The sequence below is a fragment of the Streptomyces sp. NPDC090119 genome, from assembly GCF_044747085.1.
GTDB lineage: Bacteria > Actinomycetota > Actinomycetes > Streptomycetales > Streptomycetaceae > Streptomyces.
On record NZ_JBIVDK010000001.1, the window covers coordinates 1,396,309 to 1,411,292 of the forward strand.

Here is a 14,984-nt window from a genome sequence, read left to right on the forward strand (position 1 = left end):
ATATCGACTCAGTCGTTTGACTAAGTCTCGATTTCGCAGCAAACCGGAGGACCAAGGTGGCTCCTGTGATCGTCCTGCTCGTCGTCATGGCTCTGATTTTCCTGTGGGCCCTGGTATCGGACCGGCTGGCCCGCTGGAGCATCACCGCACCGATCGCCTTCGTCCTGGCCGGTGCCGTGCTGGCGGGTGGGGACCACCCCGTCCTACGCCTGGACTTCGAGACCGATGCCTTCCGGCGGAGCGTCGAACTGGTACTGGCCGTGATGCTCTTCGCCGACGCGACCGAGGCCAGGAGCTACGAGCGGCTGGAAAACCCGACGGTGGAGCACCGGCTGCTGGGGCTGGCCCTGCCCGCTTCCGTGGGGCTCGCGACCCTCTTCGGCGCGGCCCTCTTCCCCGGGACCGGCTGGTGGCTGCTCGTGGTGGCCGCGCTGGTCGTGATGCCGATGGATCTCGCCCCCGTGCTGAACCTCCTCAAGGACGAGCGGGTGCCGTGGCGGGTCAGGGCCGCGCTGAACATCGAGGGCGGTTTCAACGACGGCCTCATCTCCCCGCTCTTCGTCTTCGCCGTGGCCAACGCGGTCGGCCACGGCGACGACTCGTTCGCGGATCTGGTGCTGAACGCGCTCCAGGGTGCCGTACTCGCGGTACTCGTCGGCACGGCCCTGGGCCTGGGTGCCTCCTGGCTCGTCCGACGGAGTCACCTGGCAGGCTGGGCCGAGCCCCGGGTCCTGCGCCTCGCCGGTCTGGCGCTGCCCTTCCTCGCCTACGCCGGTGCCGTCCTGATCGGGGGCAACGGCTTCGTCGCCGCGTTCGTCACCGGCATGTGCTACGCCCGCACCGCTCATGACGTCGGACGCGACCACCTCGATCTCGTGCACGACGCCAGCCAGCTGATGGCCATCGGGGCGTGGTTCGCCTTCGGGAAGCTGGTCGCCGACGAGTTCGCGCACGGCATCGAACTCACCGTCGTCGCCTATGGCTTCCTCGCCCTGACCGCCGCCAGGTACGTGCCGGTCGTCCTCTCACTGACCGGCACGGACTTCACCCGGGCCGAACGGAACGTCATGGGATGGCTCGGCCCGCGCGGGGTGACGTCCATCGTCTTCGCGGTCCTCGCCTACGTCGAGTTGGGAGCGCGAGACGCCTCGCTCGTCCTCAAGCTGGCCGGTTCCACGGTGCTGCTCAGCGTCATCCTGCACGGCGTGACGGCGGAGCCCCTCGCCCGGTGGCTGGGACGGCGCGCCGTGATCGCCGACGGCGGGGAGGGGTCCCGGACCGGCCCCGCGTAGCGCCGCCGGTCGCCTCAGGCGGAGGGGAAGGCGTCGTCGAGCGTCGAGGGGACGGTGATCGTGAGATCGACTCCCGGTACGGCCTGTGCACCCTCGCCGGAGCCGTCGTCCGCACGGGGGAGGGGCTGCTCGGCCCAGATGACCTTCCCGTCGCGGGAGTGCCTCGTGCCCCAGCGGTCGGCCATCTGGGCGACCAGCAGCAGACCGCGGCCGCCCTCGTCGAAGGTGCGCGCACGACGCAGGTGCGGAGCCGTGCTGCTGGCGTCGGAGACCTCACAGGTGAGTGAGGCCTGCAGGATCATCCGTAGCTGGATGGGGCTCCGGCCGTACCGGACGGCGTTCGTCACCAGCTCGCTGACGATCAGTTCCGTGGCGAAGGACAGGTCTTCCAGCCCCCACTCCTCCAGACGACCGGCCGCGAAGCGACGGGCGCGGGACACGGCCGCCGGGTCGGAGGGGACGTCGAGCACCGCGATGTGCCGCGGGTCGAGCGCGCGCGTCCTGGCGACCAGCACCGTGGTGTCGTCGACCGGCTGATCCGGCATGAGCGCGTCCAGCAGCCCGTCGCAGACCGCGTCGAGCGACTCCGGTGCCGAGGCGAGGTGTTCGCGGAGCACCGCATGCGAACCGGTCCCGCCGGACGCGCCGCCCTCGATGAGCCCGTCGGTGTAGAAGGCGAGCAGGCTGCCCTCGGGGACGTCGAACTGGGCGGTCTCGAAAGGAAGTCCGCCCCGACCCAGGGGCGGTCCCATGGGTACGTCGAGGAACTCGACGGACTTGGCCACCGATCCGGAGGACGCGTCCAGGGGCGGCGCTGTCGCCAGGGCGGGCAGGACGTGACCGGCGCTCGCCAGGGAGCACGTCCTGGTGGAGGCGTCGTAGACGGCGTACAGGCAGGTGGCGCCGAGTCCGCCCTCGTCCCTGCCTTCCTCGCGGCTGAGGCGGATGACCACGTCGTCCAGGTGGGTGAGCAGTTCGTCGGGCATCAGGTCGATGTCGGCGAAGGCCCGGACCGCCATCCGCAGACGGCCCATGGCGGCGGCGGCCTCCAGGCCCCGGCCCGCCACGTCGCCCACGACCAGCGCCACCCGGGCCCCGGACAACGGGATGACGTCGTACCAGTCGCCGCCCAGCCCCGCACGGCCCCCGCTCGGCAGATAGCGGGCAGCCGTCTCGACCACCGCGCTCCGCACGGGCCGCTGGGGCAGCAGACTGCGCTGGAGCGTGAGGGCGGTGAGGCGCTCGTGGGTGTAGCGGCGGGCGTTGTCGATGGACACCGCGGCCCGCGCCGCGATCTCCTGGCCCAGCGACAGATCTTCGTGATCGAACGGGGCGGCGGAGGGGCCGCGAAAGAGCTGGACGAGGCCGAGGACGGCCCCGCGAGCCTGGAGGGGAAGCAGCAGGACCGAATCTCCGGCCTGCGGCTCCCACGGGGCGGACCCGGGTGCCTCCACGCCGACGCGGAGCACCGGTTGCCCGCTCCTGAGAGCCCGCTCCTGCGCGGACCCCTCGGGGTAGCGGTGGCCCGTCCCGCCGACGGGGCAGTCCTGGACGGCGCCGGGGGTACCCAGTGCCACACGGCGGAGCGACGCGTCGTCCGTGACAGGGGTTTCACTCACCGCGCTGTCGAGGAGGTCGACCACCACGAGGTCGGCGAAGTCCTCCGTGCCGACCTCCACCAGTTCCTCGGCCGTACGCGTGATGTCGAGGGTCGTGCCGATGCGCCGTCCCGCCGCGTCGGTCAGGGCGAGTCGCCGTCGCAGGCGGCGCTCGCGTTCCTCCTGGTAGGCGGTGACCACCAGTTCCGAGCCGATGTCGACGTAGGCGAACCCCGAGTCCGTCATCCGCGTCACGATGGCGCTGACGAGTTCCGGGTCGTCGGTGAGGCGGGCGGCCTCGGCCTGCATCTGCCGCAGCAGGATCATGTGGCCGATCCGGTACGCCCGCAGGAGCCCGCTGAGCGGCAGGCCACGGCGAGCGCATTCACGGGAGACTTCCATGGCCAGATCCGGCGGCGCGACCTCGTCCATGGCCACCTGACCGTCGAGCAGGTCCAGGAAGGTCGTCAGGTGGCCGGTGATCTCCTGGAGCGCCAGTACCGCCAGGTCCTCGTGCTCCCAGAGACCGGGCAACTCGTCGCGCAGCCGATCGATGAGCGTGTCTGCCCGCTCACCCACCTGGGGGCGGAGCCCTTGAACCAGGCCATGCAGCAGCTTGTCGACCTCTGCGCTCATACGGTGAACCTATCGAAAGATCACGCTGTCTGTCCTTCCGGGGCGGGTGAGGCGGACACCCGTGCCGATAGCCGTGCGTGCAGCCCTTCCGGGACCCCGGAAGGGCTGCACGCACACGGGATTCGTCTCAGGGAGTGAGCACCAGGCGGATCGGGTCGCCCACCTTGTTCTCCAGACGGGCGACCGCCTCCGCGGCCTCGGCCAGCGGCACGTGGGCGGTGATGGACGGAGCCAGGTCGATCCGCCCGGCCGAGGCGAGACCGACGAGCTGCTCCACGTGCTCGGCCTCGGAGCCGTAGTGGCCGCGTACCTGGTTGGCGTTGAAGCAGAAGCCGATGCTGTCGGCGATCGTGACCGGCTCCGGGGTGAGACCGGCGAGCACGAGCGAGCCGAACGGACCGAGCACCGACGCGGCCTGGGCACGCGCCGCGCCCACCCCGGCGAAGTCGAACGCGACATCCAGGCCGCGTCCGGCCGTCGCCTCCCGTACCGCGTCCGCGAAGTCCGGCGCGAGCGGGTCGAGGGCCACGTCCGCGCCGAAGGTGAGGGCGCGTTCGCGGGCGGAGCGCAGCGGGTCGATCGCGATGATCGGGGCCGCGCCGACCATCCGGGCCAGCCGCACGGCGTGCGCGCCCAGACCGCCCGCGCCCCAGATGCCGACCGCCTGTGCGGGCCGGACGGCACCGGTGCCCACGATCGCGGCGTACGGGGTGGAGACCGCGTCGGGGATGATCGCCGCCTGGTCGAACGGCAGGTCGTCCGGTATCGGGAGCAGGGTGGCCTCGCGGGCGACCGTGTACTGGGCCCAGCCGCCGTCGTAGTCCAGACCGCGGGTCAGCGGTCGCTGGCACATCATCCGCCGCAGACAGCCGGGGCAGTCGTCGCAGGCCTCGCCGGCCTGGAGCACCACGCGCTGCCCGGGGGTCCAGTCGCCCTTCGTGTCCGGGCCGAGCGTGTGCACGACCCCGGCGACCTCGTGGCCGAGCGTCACGGCGCCCGCCTTGGTGACGGCGTCGACCGGGAAGAAGGGGCTCAGGCTGCCGTCGATCAGGTGGACGTCGGACAGGCAGACCCCGGCGGCGCGTACCTCGATCAGGACCTCGCCCGGACCGGGGACCGGGATCGGGACCTCTTCGACGGCGAAGGTTCGGCTGTCCAGGCGGAGTCGTCCGGCGAGCATGCTGCTCATGGTGGGCCCTCGATTCTTGCTCGGGAGAAGCGCGCGAAATGTGGCGCCAAGGCGACTTGGTCAGTCGCTCAAGTCACATAACCGTGTCGTGTGACGCGGGCGGCTGTCAAGCGTGTCGAGCCCTACGTTCCACCTGCTTCTTTGGTTCCCGCGAACGACTGTGTCGAGCAATACGGTCACTCGACATGAGCAGGTGACAAGGTCGTCTGTATGGTGGTGGGCAAGCGACCGCTGATGAGCAACGAAAGGTACGTTCATGACCCAGACGACCGTCGGCGGGACCCAGGCGATTCCTGAGCGTCCCTCGCTCCCCCTGATCGGCCACGCCCTGACCCTCCCCGGAGGCGCCGAGTTCCTGACCCACGTCCTGAAGGAGGTGAAGGAGCTGGGGCCGGTGTACCGGCAGCGTGTCTTCGGCAACGAGACCGTCATCGTGGGGGGTCTGGACCTGGTCGAGGAGCTGGCCGACGAGAGCCGTTTCCGCAAGAACGTGCACGACGAGCTGGTCGAGGTCCGGCAGATCGCCAAGGACGGGCTGTTCACCGCCTTCAACCACGAGCCGAACTGGCGCAAGGCGCACGACATCCTGATGCCGGCGTTCTCACTGGGCGCGATGCGCAGTTATCACGGCACGATGCTCACGGTCGCCCGTTCTCTCATCGGCAAGTGGGACCGGCTCGCCGAAGTGCAGTCGGTCGACGTGCCCGACGACATGACCCGGCTGACCTTCGACACCATCGGCCTGTGCGGCTTCGGCTTCGACTTCAACTCGTTCCGCCGCACCGACCTGCACCCCTTCGTCGAGGCGATGGGTCGCGCGCTGCACTTCCTCCAGGAGAAGGGGGAGTCCATACCGGGTACGGAGATCTTCCGGCGCAAGCAGGCCGAGCAGTTCCGCAAGGACGCCGAGCTGATGGCGAACCTGGTCGACGACGTCATTCGGCAGCGCAGGGAATCCGGCGACACCAGCACCGACGACCTGCTCGGCATGATGCTGCACACCAAGGACGCCGTGACCGGCGAACCCCTGGACGACGTCAACATCCGCCACCAGGTGATCACCTTCCTCATCGCGGGCCACGAGACCACCAGTGGCGCCCTCTCCTTCGCGCTCTACTACCTCACCAAGCACCCCGAGGTCCTCAAGCGGGCCCAGGCCGAGGTGGACGCCCTGTGGGGCGACACGGAGAATCCCGACCCCGACTACAACGACATCGGCAAGCTCGCCTACATCCGTCAGGTGCTCAACGAGAGCCTGCGGCTGTGGCCGACCGCTCCGGGCTTCGCCGTGGAGCCCCTCGAGGACACGGTCATCGGAGGCAAGTACGGCGTACGCAAGGGCGAGCCGCTGATGGTGATCACCCCCGCGCTGCACCGCGACCCGGCCTGGGGCGAGAACGTCGAGCTGTTCGACCCCGACCGCTTCTCGCCCGAGCGTGAGGAAGCCCGCTCGGTGCACCTGTTCAAGCCCTTCGGCAACGGTGAACGCGCCTGCATCGGACGGCAGTTCGCCCTGCACGAGGCCACGCTGCTGCTCGGTCTGCTGGTGCACCGCTACCGGCTGCTCGACCACGCCGACTACCAGCTCAAGATCAAGGCGTCGCTCACCATCAAGCCCGACGGGTTCAGCCTCAAGCTGGCCCGCCGCACGAGCGACGAGCGCAGGAAGCCCGTCGCCACGAGCGTGGTCTCGGGCGCGAAGGACGCGGCGGCCACGGTCCGGCGCGCCGACGGCACCGCCCTCACCCTGCTGCACGGCTCCAACCTCGGCACCTGCTCCGGCATCGCCGGTGACCTCGGCGTCGAGGGCGCGGACCAGGGGTTCGCACCGGCCGTGGCCTCCCTGAACGACCACACCGGCCGACTGCTCGACGCCGAGGGACCCGTGGTGATCGTGGCGGCCTCCTACAACGGCAGGCCCACCGACGACGCGGCCGAGTTCGTCACCTGGCTGGAGGGTCTGCAGCCCGGCGAGCTGGACGGCCTGCGGTACGCCGTCCTCGGCGTCGGCGACCGCAACTGGGCCGCCACGTACCAGCGGGTGCCCACCCTCATCGACGAGCGTCTGGCCGCGGCAGGCGCCACGCGCATCCTGGACCGTGCGGCCGCCGACGCCTCCGGTGACTTCGGGGGCACCGTGGACCGGTGGACGGCCGACCTGTGGACCGCGCTGCTCGACCAGTACGGCACGGAGGTCGAAGGAGCCGCCGCTCCGGCCGCCGAGGCGGAGGACGAGGGCGAGGGCCTGTACGAGCTGGAGGACACCACCGAGTCGGTCATGGACGGACTCGCCGCCCGCCACGGTGTCCAGCCGATGGAGGTCCTGGAGGCATACGAGCTGGTCGACACGGACCACGAACTCGGCCGCTCCAAGCGCTTCCTGCGGCTGCGGCTGCCCGAGGGCGTCACCTACCGCACCGCGGACCACCTCGCGCTGCTGCCGAGCAACCCGGAGGAGCTGGTGCGGCGGGTCGCCGACCGCTTCGGCCTGGACCTGGACCGCACGGTCCGGCTGCGGACCCGGCGCCGGAGCCGGAACGCCCTGCCCGTCGACCGGCCGCTGACGCTGCGCCGCCTGCTGACCGACTTCGTCGAGCTCCAGGACGCCGCCACCAGCGAGCAGATCGCGGTGCTGGCCGAGCGCACCCCCTGCCCGCCGGAGAAGCAGCCGCTGGCCCGGCTCGCCGCGGCGGACGAGGAGACGTTCCGGGAGCAGGTGACCGTACCCGGTACCAGCGTGCTGGACCTGCTGGAGCGATACCGCGCCTGCGAGCTGCCTTTCGAGGGCTTCCTCGAACTGCTGCCGGTCCTGCGCCCCCGCCACTACTCGGTCTCCTCCTCCGCGGCGGCCCAGCCGGGCGAGGTCGACCTCATGGTCTCGCTGCTCGCGGCCCCGCACCGCGGAGGCGAGGGCACGTTCCGCGGCATCGGCTCGCACTACGTGCAGACGATCGAGGCCGGTGACACGGTACGGGCGCGGGTGCTGCCGTGCAGCGAGTCCTTCCGCCTCCCGGAGGACACCTCCGTACCCGTGATCCTCGTCAGCGCGGGCACCGGTCTCGCGCCCTTCCGGGGCGCCGTCCTGGACCGGCACCACACGGGCTCGACCGGCACCCTGCTGTGCTACTTCGGCTGCGACCACCCCGACGTGGACTACCTCCACCAGGACGAGTTCGAGGCCGCCGAGGCGGCGGGCGCCGTCAGCATGCGTCCCACCTTCATGCACGCACCCGTCGACGGGGCCCGCTTCGTCCAGGACCGGATCGCCCGCGAGAGCGACGAGGTCTGGGCCGCCCTGGAAGCGGGCGGCCGGGTCTACATCTGCGGCGACGGCCGCCGCATGGCCCCCGCCGTGCGGGAGGCGTTCATGGCCGTCCACCGCGAGCACACCGGCTCCGGCGACGAGGAGGCCAGCGCCTGGCTGGCCGGCATGGTCGAGTCCGGCCGGTACGTGGAGGACGTCTGGGTCGGCTGACCACAGATACCCCGACGTCAGGGGGCGCGCCCGTCGGGTGTGTCCCCTGACCTGGTCGTTTCATCAAATCCGGCAAAATCCGGCAAAGGGGCCGTGCTACCGTTGAAGTAGTTCAAATGACTGAGTCAATACTCTCGGTCACGGTCTTCCGGAGGGCTGAATGGCGTACGTGTCGGCGGAAGCGCGGCGACAGCAGTTGCTCGAGGCGGCGGTTCGGGTGGTCGCCCGCGAGGGTGCCGACGGGGCCACCACCCGGAAGATCGCGGACGAGGCCAAAGCGCCCCTCGCCTCCCTCCACTACTGCTTCCAGAACAAGGAAAACCTCCTGCTCGCCGTGTTCAAGCAGCTCTCCGCGGAGATGCCCGTGGACGTCGTCCTGCCCGAGGACGGAAGCGCGACGCTGTCGTACGTCATGGAGCAGAGCCTGACGAACGCCATACGGTGGAGCGTCGACAACCCCGTGCGCGTGCGGGCCATGATCGAGGTCACGCTGTGGGCCGAGCGCAACGACCCCGAGCTGTCCGTCAGCTTCTACGACACCTTCCTCAGGTCCACCGAGGCCGTACTGCGCCAGGTCGACGTGTCGCTCTCGGACGAGGAGCTGCACTCGGTGGTGCGGGTCGCGATGTCCATGGTCGACGGGCTCTCCCTGCAGCTGCTCACCGACGGGGACAAGGAGCGCACGCTGCGCGACACCGCCACCGCCTGCGCGATCCTCAAGTCCTACCTGAGCGAGCGCGAACGAAACCCCTCGGCGGGATGCTCGCCGACGGTGTGATGGTCACGCCCTCCGACAGGGCGCCCGCCTCCCTCGCGGACGCGACCGCGCTCGATATTTCTGGGTCATACGTCTTGAACAGATGACTAACTTCGCCCTAGCGTGCGGACGCCGGGGCTGAACCTGACATGGCCAGACCAACGCGCCAGGTCGTGACACCCCCGCACATCCGGTCGTCGCCGTGCTGATCAGGAACCGGGGAAGTCATGACAGAAATCCGTCGACCTGTCGTTCTCATCGGCGTGGGCGCGCTGTTGGTCGTCCTGACCAACGCGGTCGTCTTCGTCCTGCCGCCGCTCCTGCCGGTCATCCAGGCGCGGTACGGTCTCGCCACCGTGGCCGAGACGACGTGGCTCTACTCGGCGCTGACCCTCGGCGGGGGAGCGGGCTTCATCCTGCTGCCGCGCGTCGCCGACGTGTACGGCGACCGGAAGGCCACCGTGGCGGCCTCCGCACTCCTCACGGTCGGTGCGCTCGTCCCTGCCGTGGGCGACTCGTACCCGGCTCTGCTGGTCGGCTGCGCACTGATGGGCTTCGGCGGCGCGGCACAGTTGCTCCCGCTGGGTTTTCTGCGCCGCGGGCTCGGCGAGAGCGGCATCGCGGTGGGCGTCGCGGTCCTGGTCATCGCCACCGGTGTCGGCATCGTCGTCGGTGTGGTCGGCGGCGGTCTCGTCGTCAAGGACCTGTCGCTGCGAAGTTTCTTCATCGTCCTCACCGCCGCGTGCGCGGCCACGACTGTCGTGTGCCACGCCACGATTCCGCGCATGCCACCCGCCGAGCGCACCCGCCGCATAGGCGTGCTCGGCTCGATATGGATGATCGCCTGGGTCGCCGCCCTCCTGCTCACCCTGACGCAGGGCCTCGTGTGGGGCAGAGCCGCGGTGATTCCGCTGGTGGCCGGCGTCCTCGGCGGTGTCGCCTGGGTGCGCGCGGAGCGCAGATCGTCCTCGGCGGTGTTCGACGTCGCGCTGATGAAGGCGCCGTTGGTCACCGCCTCGTGCGTCTGCATCGCGCTGATCGCGGCGATGAACTCGGCGTTCATGCTCCTGCTCAGCACATACGCACAGACCACCCCCACGCTCCTGCGCCCCGCGGACGCGTACGGCCTCGGGCTCAGTGCTCTGGGGACCGGCTTGCTCATGGCGCCCTTCGCGGTGGCGTTCCTGATCCGTGGTGCCGTGCTCGACCGCGCTCTGCTCAACGGCCACGCCGTATCCGTGTTCGTTCTCGCGGCCCTGATCAACGCGCTGGGGCTGACCTGGCTCGCCGTGGAGCACGACCAGCGGTGGCACTACCTCGTCGGCGCCGCCGTCATGGGGCTCGGCTGCAGGATCGGCTACACGGCGGGCTTCACCGTGGTGCAGATGGCGGCGCCCGAGGAGAAGGCGGGGATGGCGGCCGGCGCCGCAGGCACCTTCATGGCCGTGGGATTCACCCTCGGCACGGCACTGGTGAGCGGCGACCTCAGTGCCTACCTGGTTCCGGTGCGAGGCACCGGCCTTGAGGTTGCCGCAGGAGGGCTTTACGGGACCGGCTACTGGCTGTCGGCAGTTCTCGCCCTGCTGGTCGTCGCGACCGTGCTGGTGTCACGCGCTCGATCCCATGCAGACCGGCCCTCGGCTCAGCGCCGGAGGCCCGACCCCGAGGAACTGCAATCGTGAAAGAGCTGCTCTTCGTACTGGCCGACTGCTGGCTGATCTTCACCGGCTTCTTCTACGGATGGAAATTCATCCGCCGGTACGGCAACTACCTGCTCGGCCTGGAGTGGTTCATCCTCGCCATCTCCGCCTCGAACTTCCTCGCCTGGTCCCTCCTCGGCGGCGACGAGGGCAGCCCCATGTACGTCGTCGCGTACTTCTTGGACGCCTTCTCACGATCCGTGGGTGTCGCCCTGATCCTCGTCATGGGCCTCCTGAGGGTGACCCATCGGTACAAGCCGACTCTGCCCGTCGACATCGCCGTGTTCGCGCTCGGCGTCGTCGCCGGGCTCTACCTCAGGAAGTTCCACGGCCATGAGCTGCACGTCGTCCCGGCGACGTTCTTCGTCGTGGTCAACTTGCTCGCCACCCTGTTCCTCGCCTGGTTCTCGTGGCGCCTCTGGAAGAGCGGTGTCAGGGGGCCGGCCATCGGCGTCGCGCTCGCCACCGCGGCGGGAACGGCCATCGCGCTCACGTACGACTTCTTCCCGCTGTCCGGCGACGACGAATACCGCACCACCTTCTACATCCTCGCTCTCGCCACCTGGGGAACCCAGGCGTTCGTCTACTTCATCGCCTACCGCGCGCTGCACGACCACAACGTGGCGACAGGCGTGGAACCGGCTCCGAACGAATCAGGCAGGGCGCTGCCCACGTCTCCGTAGTGGGGCCGTACCAGGCGTGATCTGTATCCCAATCCGCCCGGCGGACCGGCTGAGCCAGCACTCGATATCGAATCGCATTTTAGTGTGGATGTCTGCAAACCATCCTCGTCAAGGTCTGGAGACATCGCTTGAGTACGGGTGAGGACCGGCCTGACGGCAGATGGGCACGGCGGGGCGCCGCTTTCGGGATCGGGTATCTCCGCGTGGTCGCCGCCGTGAACGTGCTCGGCGCGGTGTGGGTGTCCTTCGGTGAGGACATCCGGCGGCACAACACGGCGGAACTGTTCACGCCCTATCTGGTCACGCCCGGCTTCGCGTCCGGCGCGTTCGCGGTCTTCCTGGCGGTGACCCTGCGCAGGCGCAAGCGGGCCGCCTGGATACTCAACCTGGCGCTGTCCGGCCTCCTCGGCGCGGTGTTCGCGGCGGTCCTGGCGTTCGTCCCCGAGTTCCGGGCACATGCGCAGAACTGGCTCTCACTGGCGCTGACCGTGCTGTTCGCGGGCGCCCTGCTGGCGGGGCGACGCGAGTTCTACGCCAAGGGGGATCGCTCCAACCCCAGGCGTGCCGTCCTGACCGCGGCCGGCGGTCTCCTGGTCACCTCGGTCCTGGCCGCCCTCCTGGTCACCGTCGCAGACGAGGCACCCGCACGGTCCTCCACCTTCGTCGACCGCTGGGCCTACGGCCTGATGCGCGCGGTCTCCATGGACCCCGCGCAGGGCGACTTCCCCGGTATCTCCACGCCGAGCTGGGCCGACGCGGTGATCAACATCGCGAGCGCGGCGGTGTTCGTGGCCGTGCTGTGGGCCGCGTTCCGCTCGGTGCGCGCCACGGACCCGATCACCGCCGCCGATGAAGACCGGCTGCGTGAGTTGCTGGTGCGGCACGGGCAGGCGGACTCGCTGGGCTATTTCGCGCTGCGCCGGGACAAGAGCGTCGTCTTCTCGCCCAGCGGCAAGGCCGCGGTGACCTACCGGGTGGTCGGCGGGGTCTCGCTGGCCTCGGCCGATCCGCTGGGCGACCCCGAGGCGTGGCCGGGCGCGATCGACCGCTGGCTCACCGAGGCCCGCGAACACGGCTGGACGCCCGCGGTCATGGGCGCGAGCGAGCGCGGCGGAATTGTGTACGCGCGGCATGGCCTGGACGCCTTGGAGCTGGGGGACGAGGCGATCGTCGACATCGCGGACTTCACCCTGGAAGGCCGTGCCATGCGCGGCGTCCGGCAGGCGTACCACCGGGTCCGGCGGGCCGGGTACACCGTGCGTATCCGGCGCCACGCCGAGATCCCCGCCGGGGAGATGGCTGAGCTGGTGCGCCTCGCCGATGACTGGCGTGACGGGGACACCGAGCGGGGCTTCTCGATGGCGCTCGGGCGGCTGGGTGACCCTGCCGACGGTGACTGCCTGATGCTCGAGTGCACGGACGCTGACGGCCGCTTGCGGGCGCTGCTGAGCTTCGTCCCCTGGGGGGACAAGGGGCTTTCGCTGGACCTGATGCGCCGGGACCGGGAGTCCGACAACGGGCTGATCGAGTTCATGGTGCTGGACCTCATCCAGCGCGCCGACGAGGCCCGGATCAGCCAACTGTCGCTCAACTTCGCCATGTTCCGCTCCGTCTTCGAGCGTGGCGCACGGCTCGGCGCGGGCCCGGTACTGCGGCTGTGGCGCTCCCTGCTCGCCTTCTTCTCCCGTTGGTGGCAGATCGAGTCGCTGTACCGCGCCAACGCGAAGTACCGCCCGGCCTGGGAACCCCGCTACATGCTGTTCGAGAAGAGCACCGACGTACTGCGCATCGGGCTGGCCGCCGCCCGGGCCGAGGGTTTCCTGGAAGCGCCGGGACTGCCTAAGTGGCTGCACCGCAAGCAGTTGGAACGCGTCCGCTGAGGCTTGGCCGCCCTCACTACTGGACGGGTCGCTGACGTAGAGGTGTCCTCGCCCTGGAACCGGAACCGCCCGCGGGCGGTTCCGGTTCCGCCGGTCAGAGGCGCCCGTCCGACGTGTGGTCGGGTTTACGGGCAGACGCGGCCTTTGGATCAGCGAGCGGCGCTGTACGGATTGGCGCCGTGGCCGTTCGCACGGTCACGGTCCGTGCTGTGACGCCGGTCGTCGTTGTGACGGTCGTGCCGGTCGCCGTCACGGTGGTCCCCACGCCAGTCGTAGTGGCGATCCCAGCGACAGTCGGCGTCCCGGTTCCAGCGGTGGTCGTGGCCACGGTTCCAGCGGTGGTCGTGGTCCCGGCTCCAGCGCTGGCCGTGCTTGCCGTCCCGGTGGTCGTGGTCGCGGTCCGCGTGCTGGCGGTGGTCCCGGTCGTGGTGGTGGATGCCGCCCCGGCCGTGGTCCATCGCCTCGGTGCTGACGGCCACGCTCTTGACCTGCCCGGACGTCGGCGTCGCGGCTGACGCCGCGCCGCCGGCACCCAGAAGGGCTCCGCCGGCCATCGTCAGAGAGGCGACGGCGACGCTCATGCGCTTCGCGAAGTTCTTCACAGTTTTCTCCTTCGGTTGGAGTGGTCCAGCAGCGCAAAGGCTGTTGAGATCACTGGTGCGATTCGCGGGGTGCTGTCCGGACGAGAGGACGCCACGATGGGCTGCACCCCGAGTTCCATACGTCGTATGGAAACTTCTGCCAGTGAAACATACTTTGTATGGAAAATCGCGTCTGGGCTCCGGCGAAGGATGAGACCTGCCTCTCGCCTAAAGGTGAGGGAATGCGGAACCATCTCCGCGTCGAGAGGCTGCGGCTCGTCTCTCAGAGATCGAGGTAGTCACCCAGGTCGGCGTAGTCGACCTGCCACAGGCCGGGAGAGCCCGTCGGGTACTGGGAGCGGAACCCGAGCATGCGCTGGACTCGCGGCGAGAGCGTCCTGGCGACTTCCATGTCGACCAGGAAGGGGTACGCCTCCTCACCGGTGAGGAAGCCCGGATTGAGGGCGAAGGCCACGGCCCGCCGGTACTCGTCGTCGGTCTGGTTGGCGCCACCACCGTGCGCGGTCTTGCCGCTGAAGAGGAGAGCGTCTCCGGCGTTCATGATCGCGGGGACGGTCTGCTCAGGAGTCCCGCGGTCCTCGAAGTCGCTCCAGTGGTTGCTCCCCGGGATGACGCGCGTGGCGCCGTTCTCCTCCGTGAAGTCGGTCAGGGCGATGAGGAAGTTGAGGGTGACTTCCGGGCCGTCGGGCCCCATCCCGATGAACGGGAACCAGTTCTCCAGGTCCCGGTGCAGCATCTGGGCCTGGCTGTGGGGGCCGATCTCGATCACCTGGGCGGTGGTCATCCAGTACGTCCCCGACTCCGGGAGGAAGATCTGGTCGCAGACCTCGTGGACCAGGGAGTGTTCGAGGATCTCGTTGCGGAACGTCGCGCTGTGCGTGACGAGGTTCGTGAGCCGCTTGGTGTTGCTGCCATGGAAGGCGGCCACCATCTCGTTCTCGTGGGTCGAGCCCGGACGGAGCGCCTGCAACGGCGGCTCGATCTCGGTGTTGAAGTGGCTCATCTGCTCCGTCGTCAGGAAACCCTTGACGATGACGCCTCCGTCACGGGCCAGGAGCCCGAGAATCTCCTCCGTCGGAGTGTCGGTCGTCACCGACGACAAGGTCTGGGTCTGCTTCTCCACTGTCATGGAATCTCCTTCTTGGCGTGAACTTCGTTGGTCACGTGACTTC

10 protein-coding genes are annotated in these 14,984 nt (G+C 69.6%); 6 read left to right on the forward strand and 4 right to left on the reverse strand.

From position 1 onward, the window contains the following. Nucleotides 1-86 precede the first annotated feature (86 nt). Nucleotides 87-1,292 carry a cation:proton antiporter gene (locus ACIPPM_RS06390; protein WP_401443686.1) on the forward strand — a complete coding sequence of 402 codons (1,206 nt, stop codon included), beginning with the start codon at nucleotides 87-89 and terminating at the stop codon, nucleotides 1,290-1,292. Nucleotides 1,293-1,306: 14 nt separating this feature from the next. Here ACIPPM_RS06390 and ACIPPM_RS06395 read toward each other — a convergent pair whose 3' ends face one another. Beyond that, on the reverse strand, nucleotides 1,307-3,526 hold the full coding sequence (locus ACIPPM_RS06395; RefSeq protein ID WP_401443688.1) for a SpoIIE family protein phosphatase: 2,220 nt from the start codon (nucleotides 3,524-3,526) through the stop codon (nucleotides 1,307-1,309). 127 nt (nucleotides 3,527-3,653) lie between these two features. Beyond that, entirely contained in the window at nucleotides 3,654-4,715 is a 1,062-nt protein-coding gene (locus ACIPPM_RS06400) for a zinc-binding dehydrogenase (RefSeq protein WP_401443691.1), read from the reverse strand. A gap of 256 nt (nucleotides 4,716-4,971) precedes the next feature. Between ACIPPM_RS06400 and ACIPPM_RS06405 the strand changes: the two genes are divergently transcribed. From ACIPPM_RS06405 to ACIPPM_RS06425, 5 genes are all read left to right on the forward strand, one after another. Beyond that, nucleotides 4,972-8,190, forward strand: coding sequence for a bifunctional cytochrome P450/NADPH--P450 reductase (locus ACIPPM_RS06405; protein WP_401443693.1), 3,219 nt, complete (start codon nucleotides 4,972-4,974; stop codon nucleotides 8,188-8,190). Between the two features lie 160 nt (nucleotides 8,191-8,350). Beyond that, on the forward strand, nucleotides 8,351-8,968 hold the full coding sequence (locus tag ACIPPM_RS06410) for a TetR/AcrR family transcriptional regulator (RefSeq protein ID WP_401443696.1): 618 nt from the start codon (nucleotides 8,351-8,353) through the stop codon (nucleotides 8,966-8,968). A 206-nt stretch (nucleotides 8,969-9,174) separates the two neighbouring features. Further along, entirely contained in the window at nucleotides 9,175-10,629 is a 1,455-nt protein-coding gene (locus ACIPPM_RS06415; RefSeq protein WP_401443699.1) for an MFS transporter, read from the forward strand. Further along, nucleotides 10,626-11,330, forward strand: a complete 705-nt coding sequence (locus ACIPPM_RS06420; RefSeq protein ID WP_401443701.1) for a transporter — start codon at nucleotides 10,626-10,628, stop codon at nucleotides 11,328-11,330. Before ACIPPM_RS06415 ends, ACIPPM_RS06420 begins: the two co-directional genes overlap by 4 nt. A gap of 128 nt (nucleotides 11,331-11,458) precedes the next feature. After that, complete coding sequence (locus ACIPPM_RS06425; RefSeq protein ID WP_401443703.1) at nucleotides 11,459-13,210, forward strand: phosphatidylglycerol lysyltransferase domain-containing protein; 1,752 nt, start codon at nucleotides 11,459-11,461, stop codon at nucleotides 13,208-13,210. 149 nt (nucleotides 13,211-13,359) lie between these two features. Here ACIPPM_RS06425 and ACIPPM_RS06430 read toward each other — a convergent pair whose 3' ends face one another. Together ACIPPM_RS06430 and ACIPPM_RS06435 are read right to left on the reverse strand one after the other, a co-directional pair. Beyond that, nucleotides 13,360-13,812, reverse strand: coding sequence for a hypothetical protein (locus tag ACIPPM_RS06430; protein WP_401443705.1), 453 nt, complete (start codon nucleotides 13,810-13,812; stop codon nucleotides 13,360-13,362). A 262-nt stretch (nucleotides 13,813-14,074) separates the two neighbouring features. Then, entirely contained in the window at nucleotides 14,075-14,941 is an 867-nt protein-coding gene (locus tag ACIPPM_RS06435; RefSeq protein ID WP_401443708.1) for a phytanoyl-CoA dioxygenase family protein, read from the reverse strand. Between the last annotated feature and the right edge of the window lie 43 nt (nucleotides 14,942-14,984).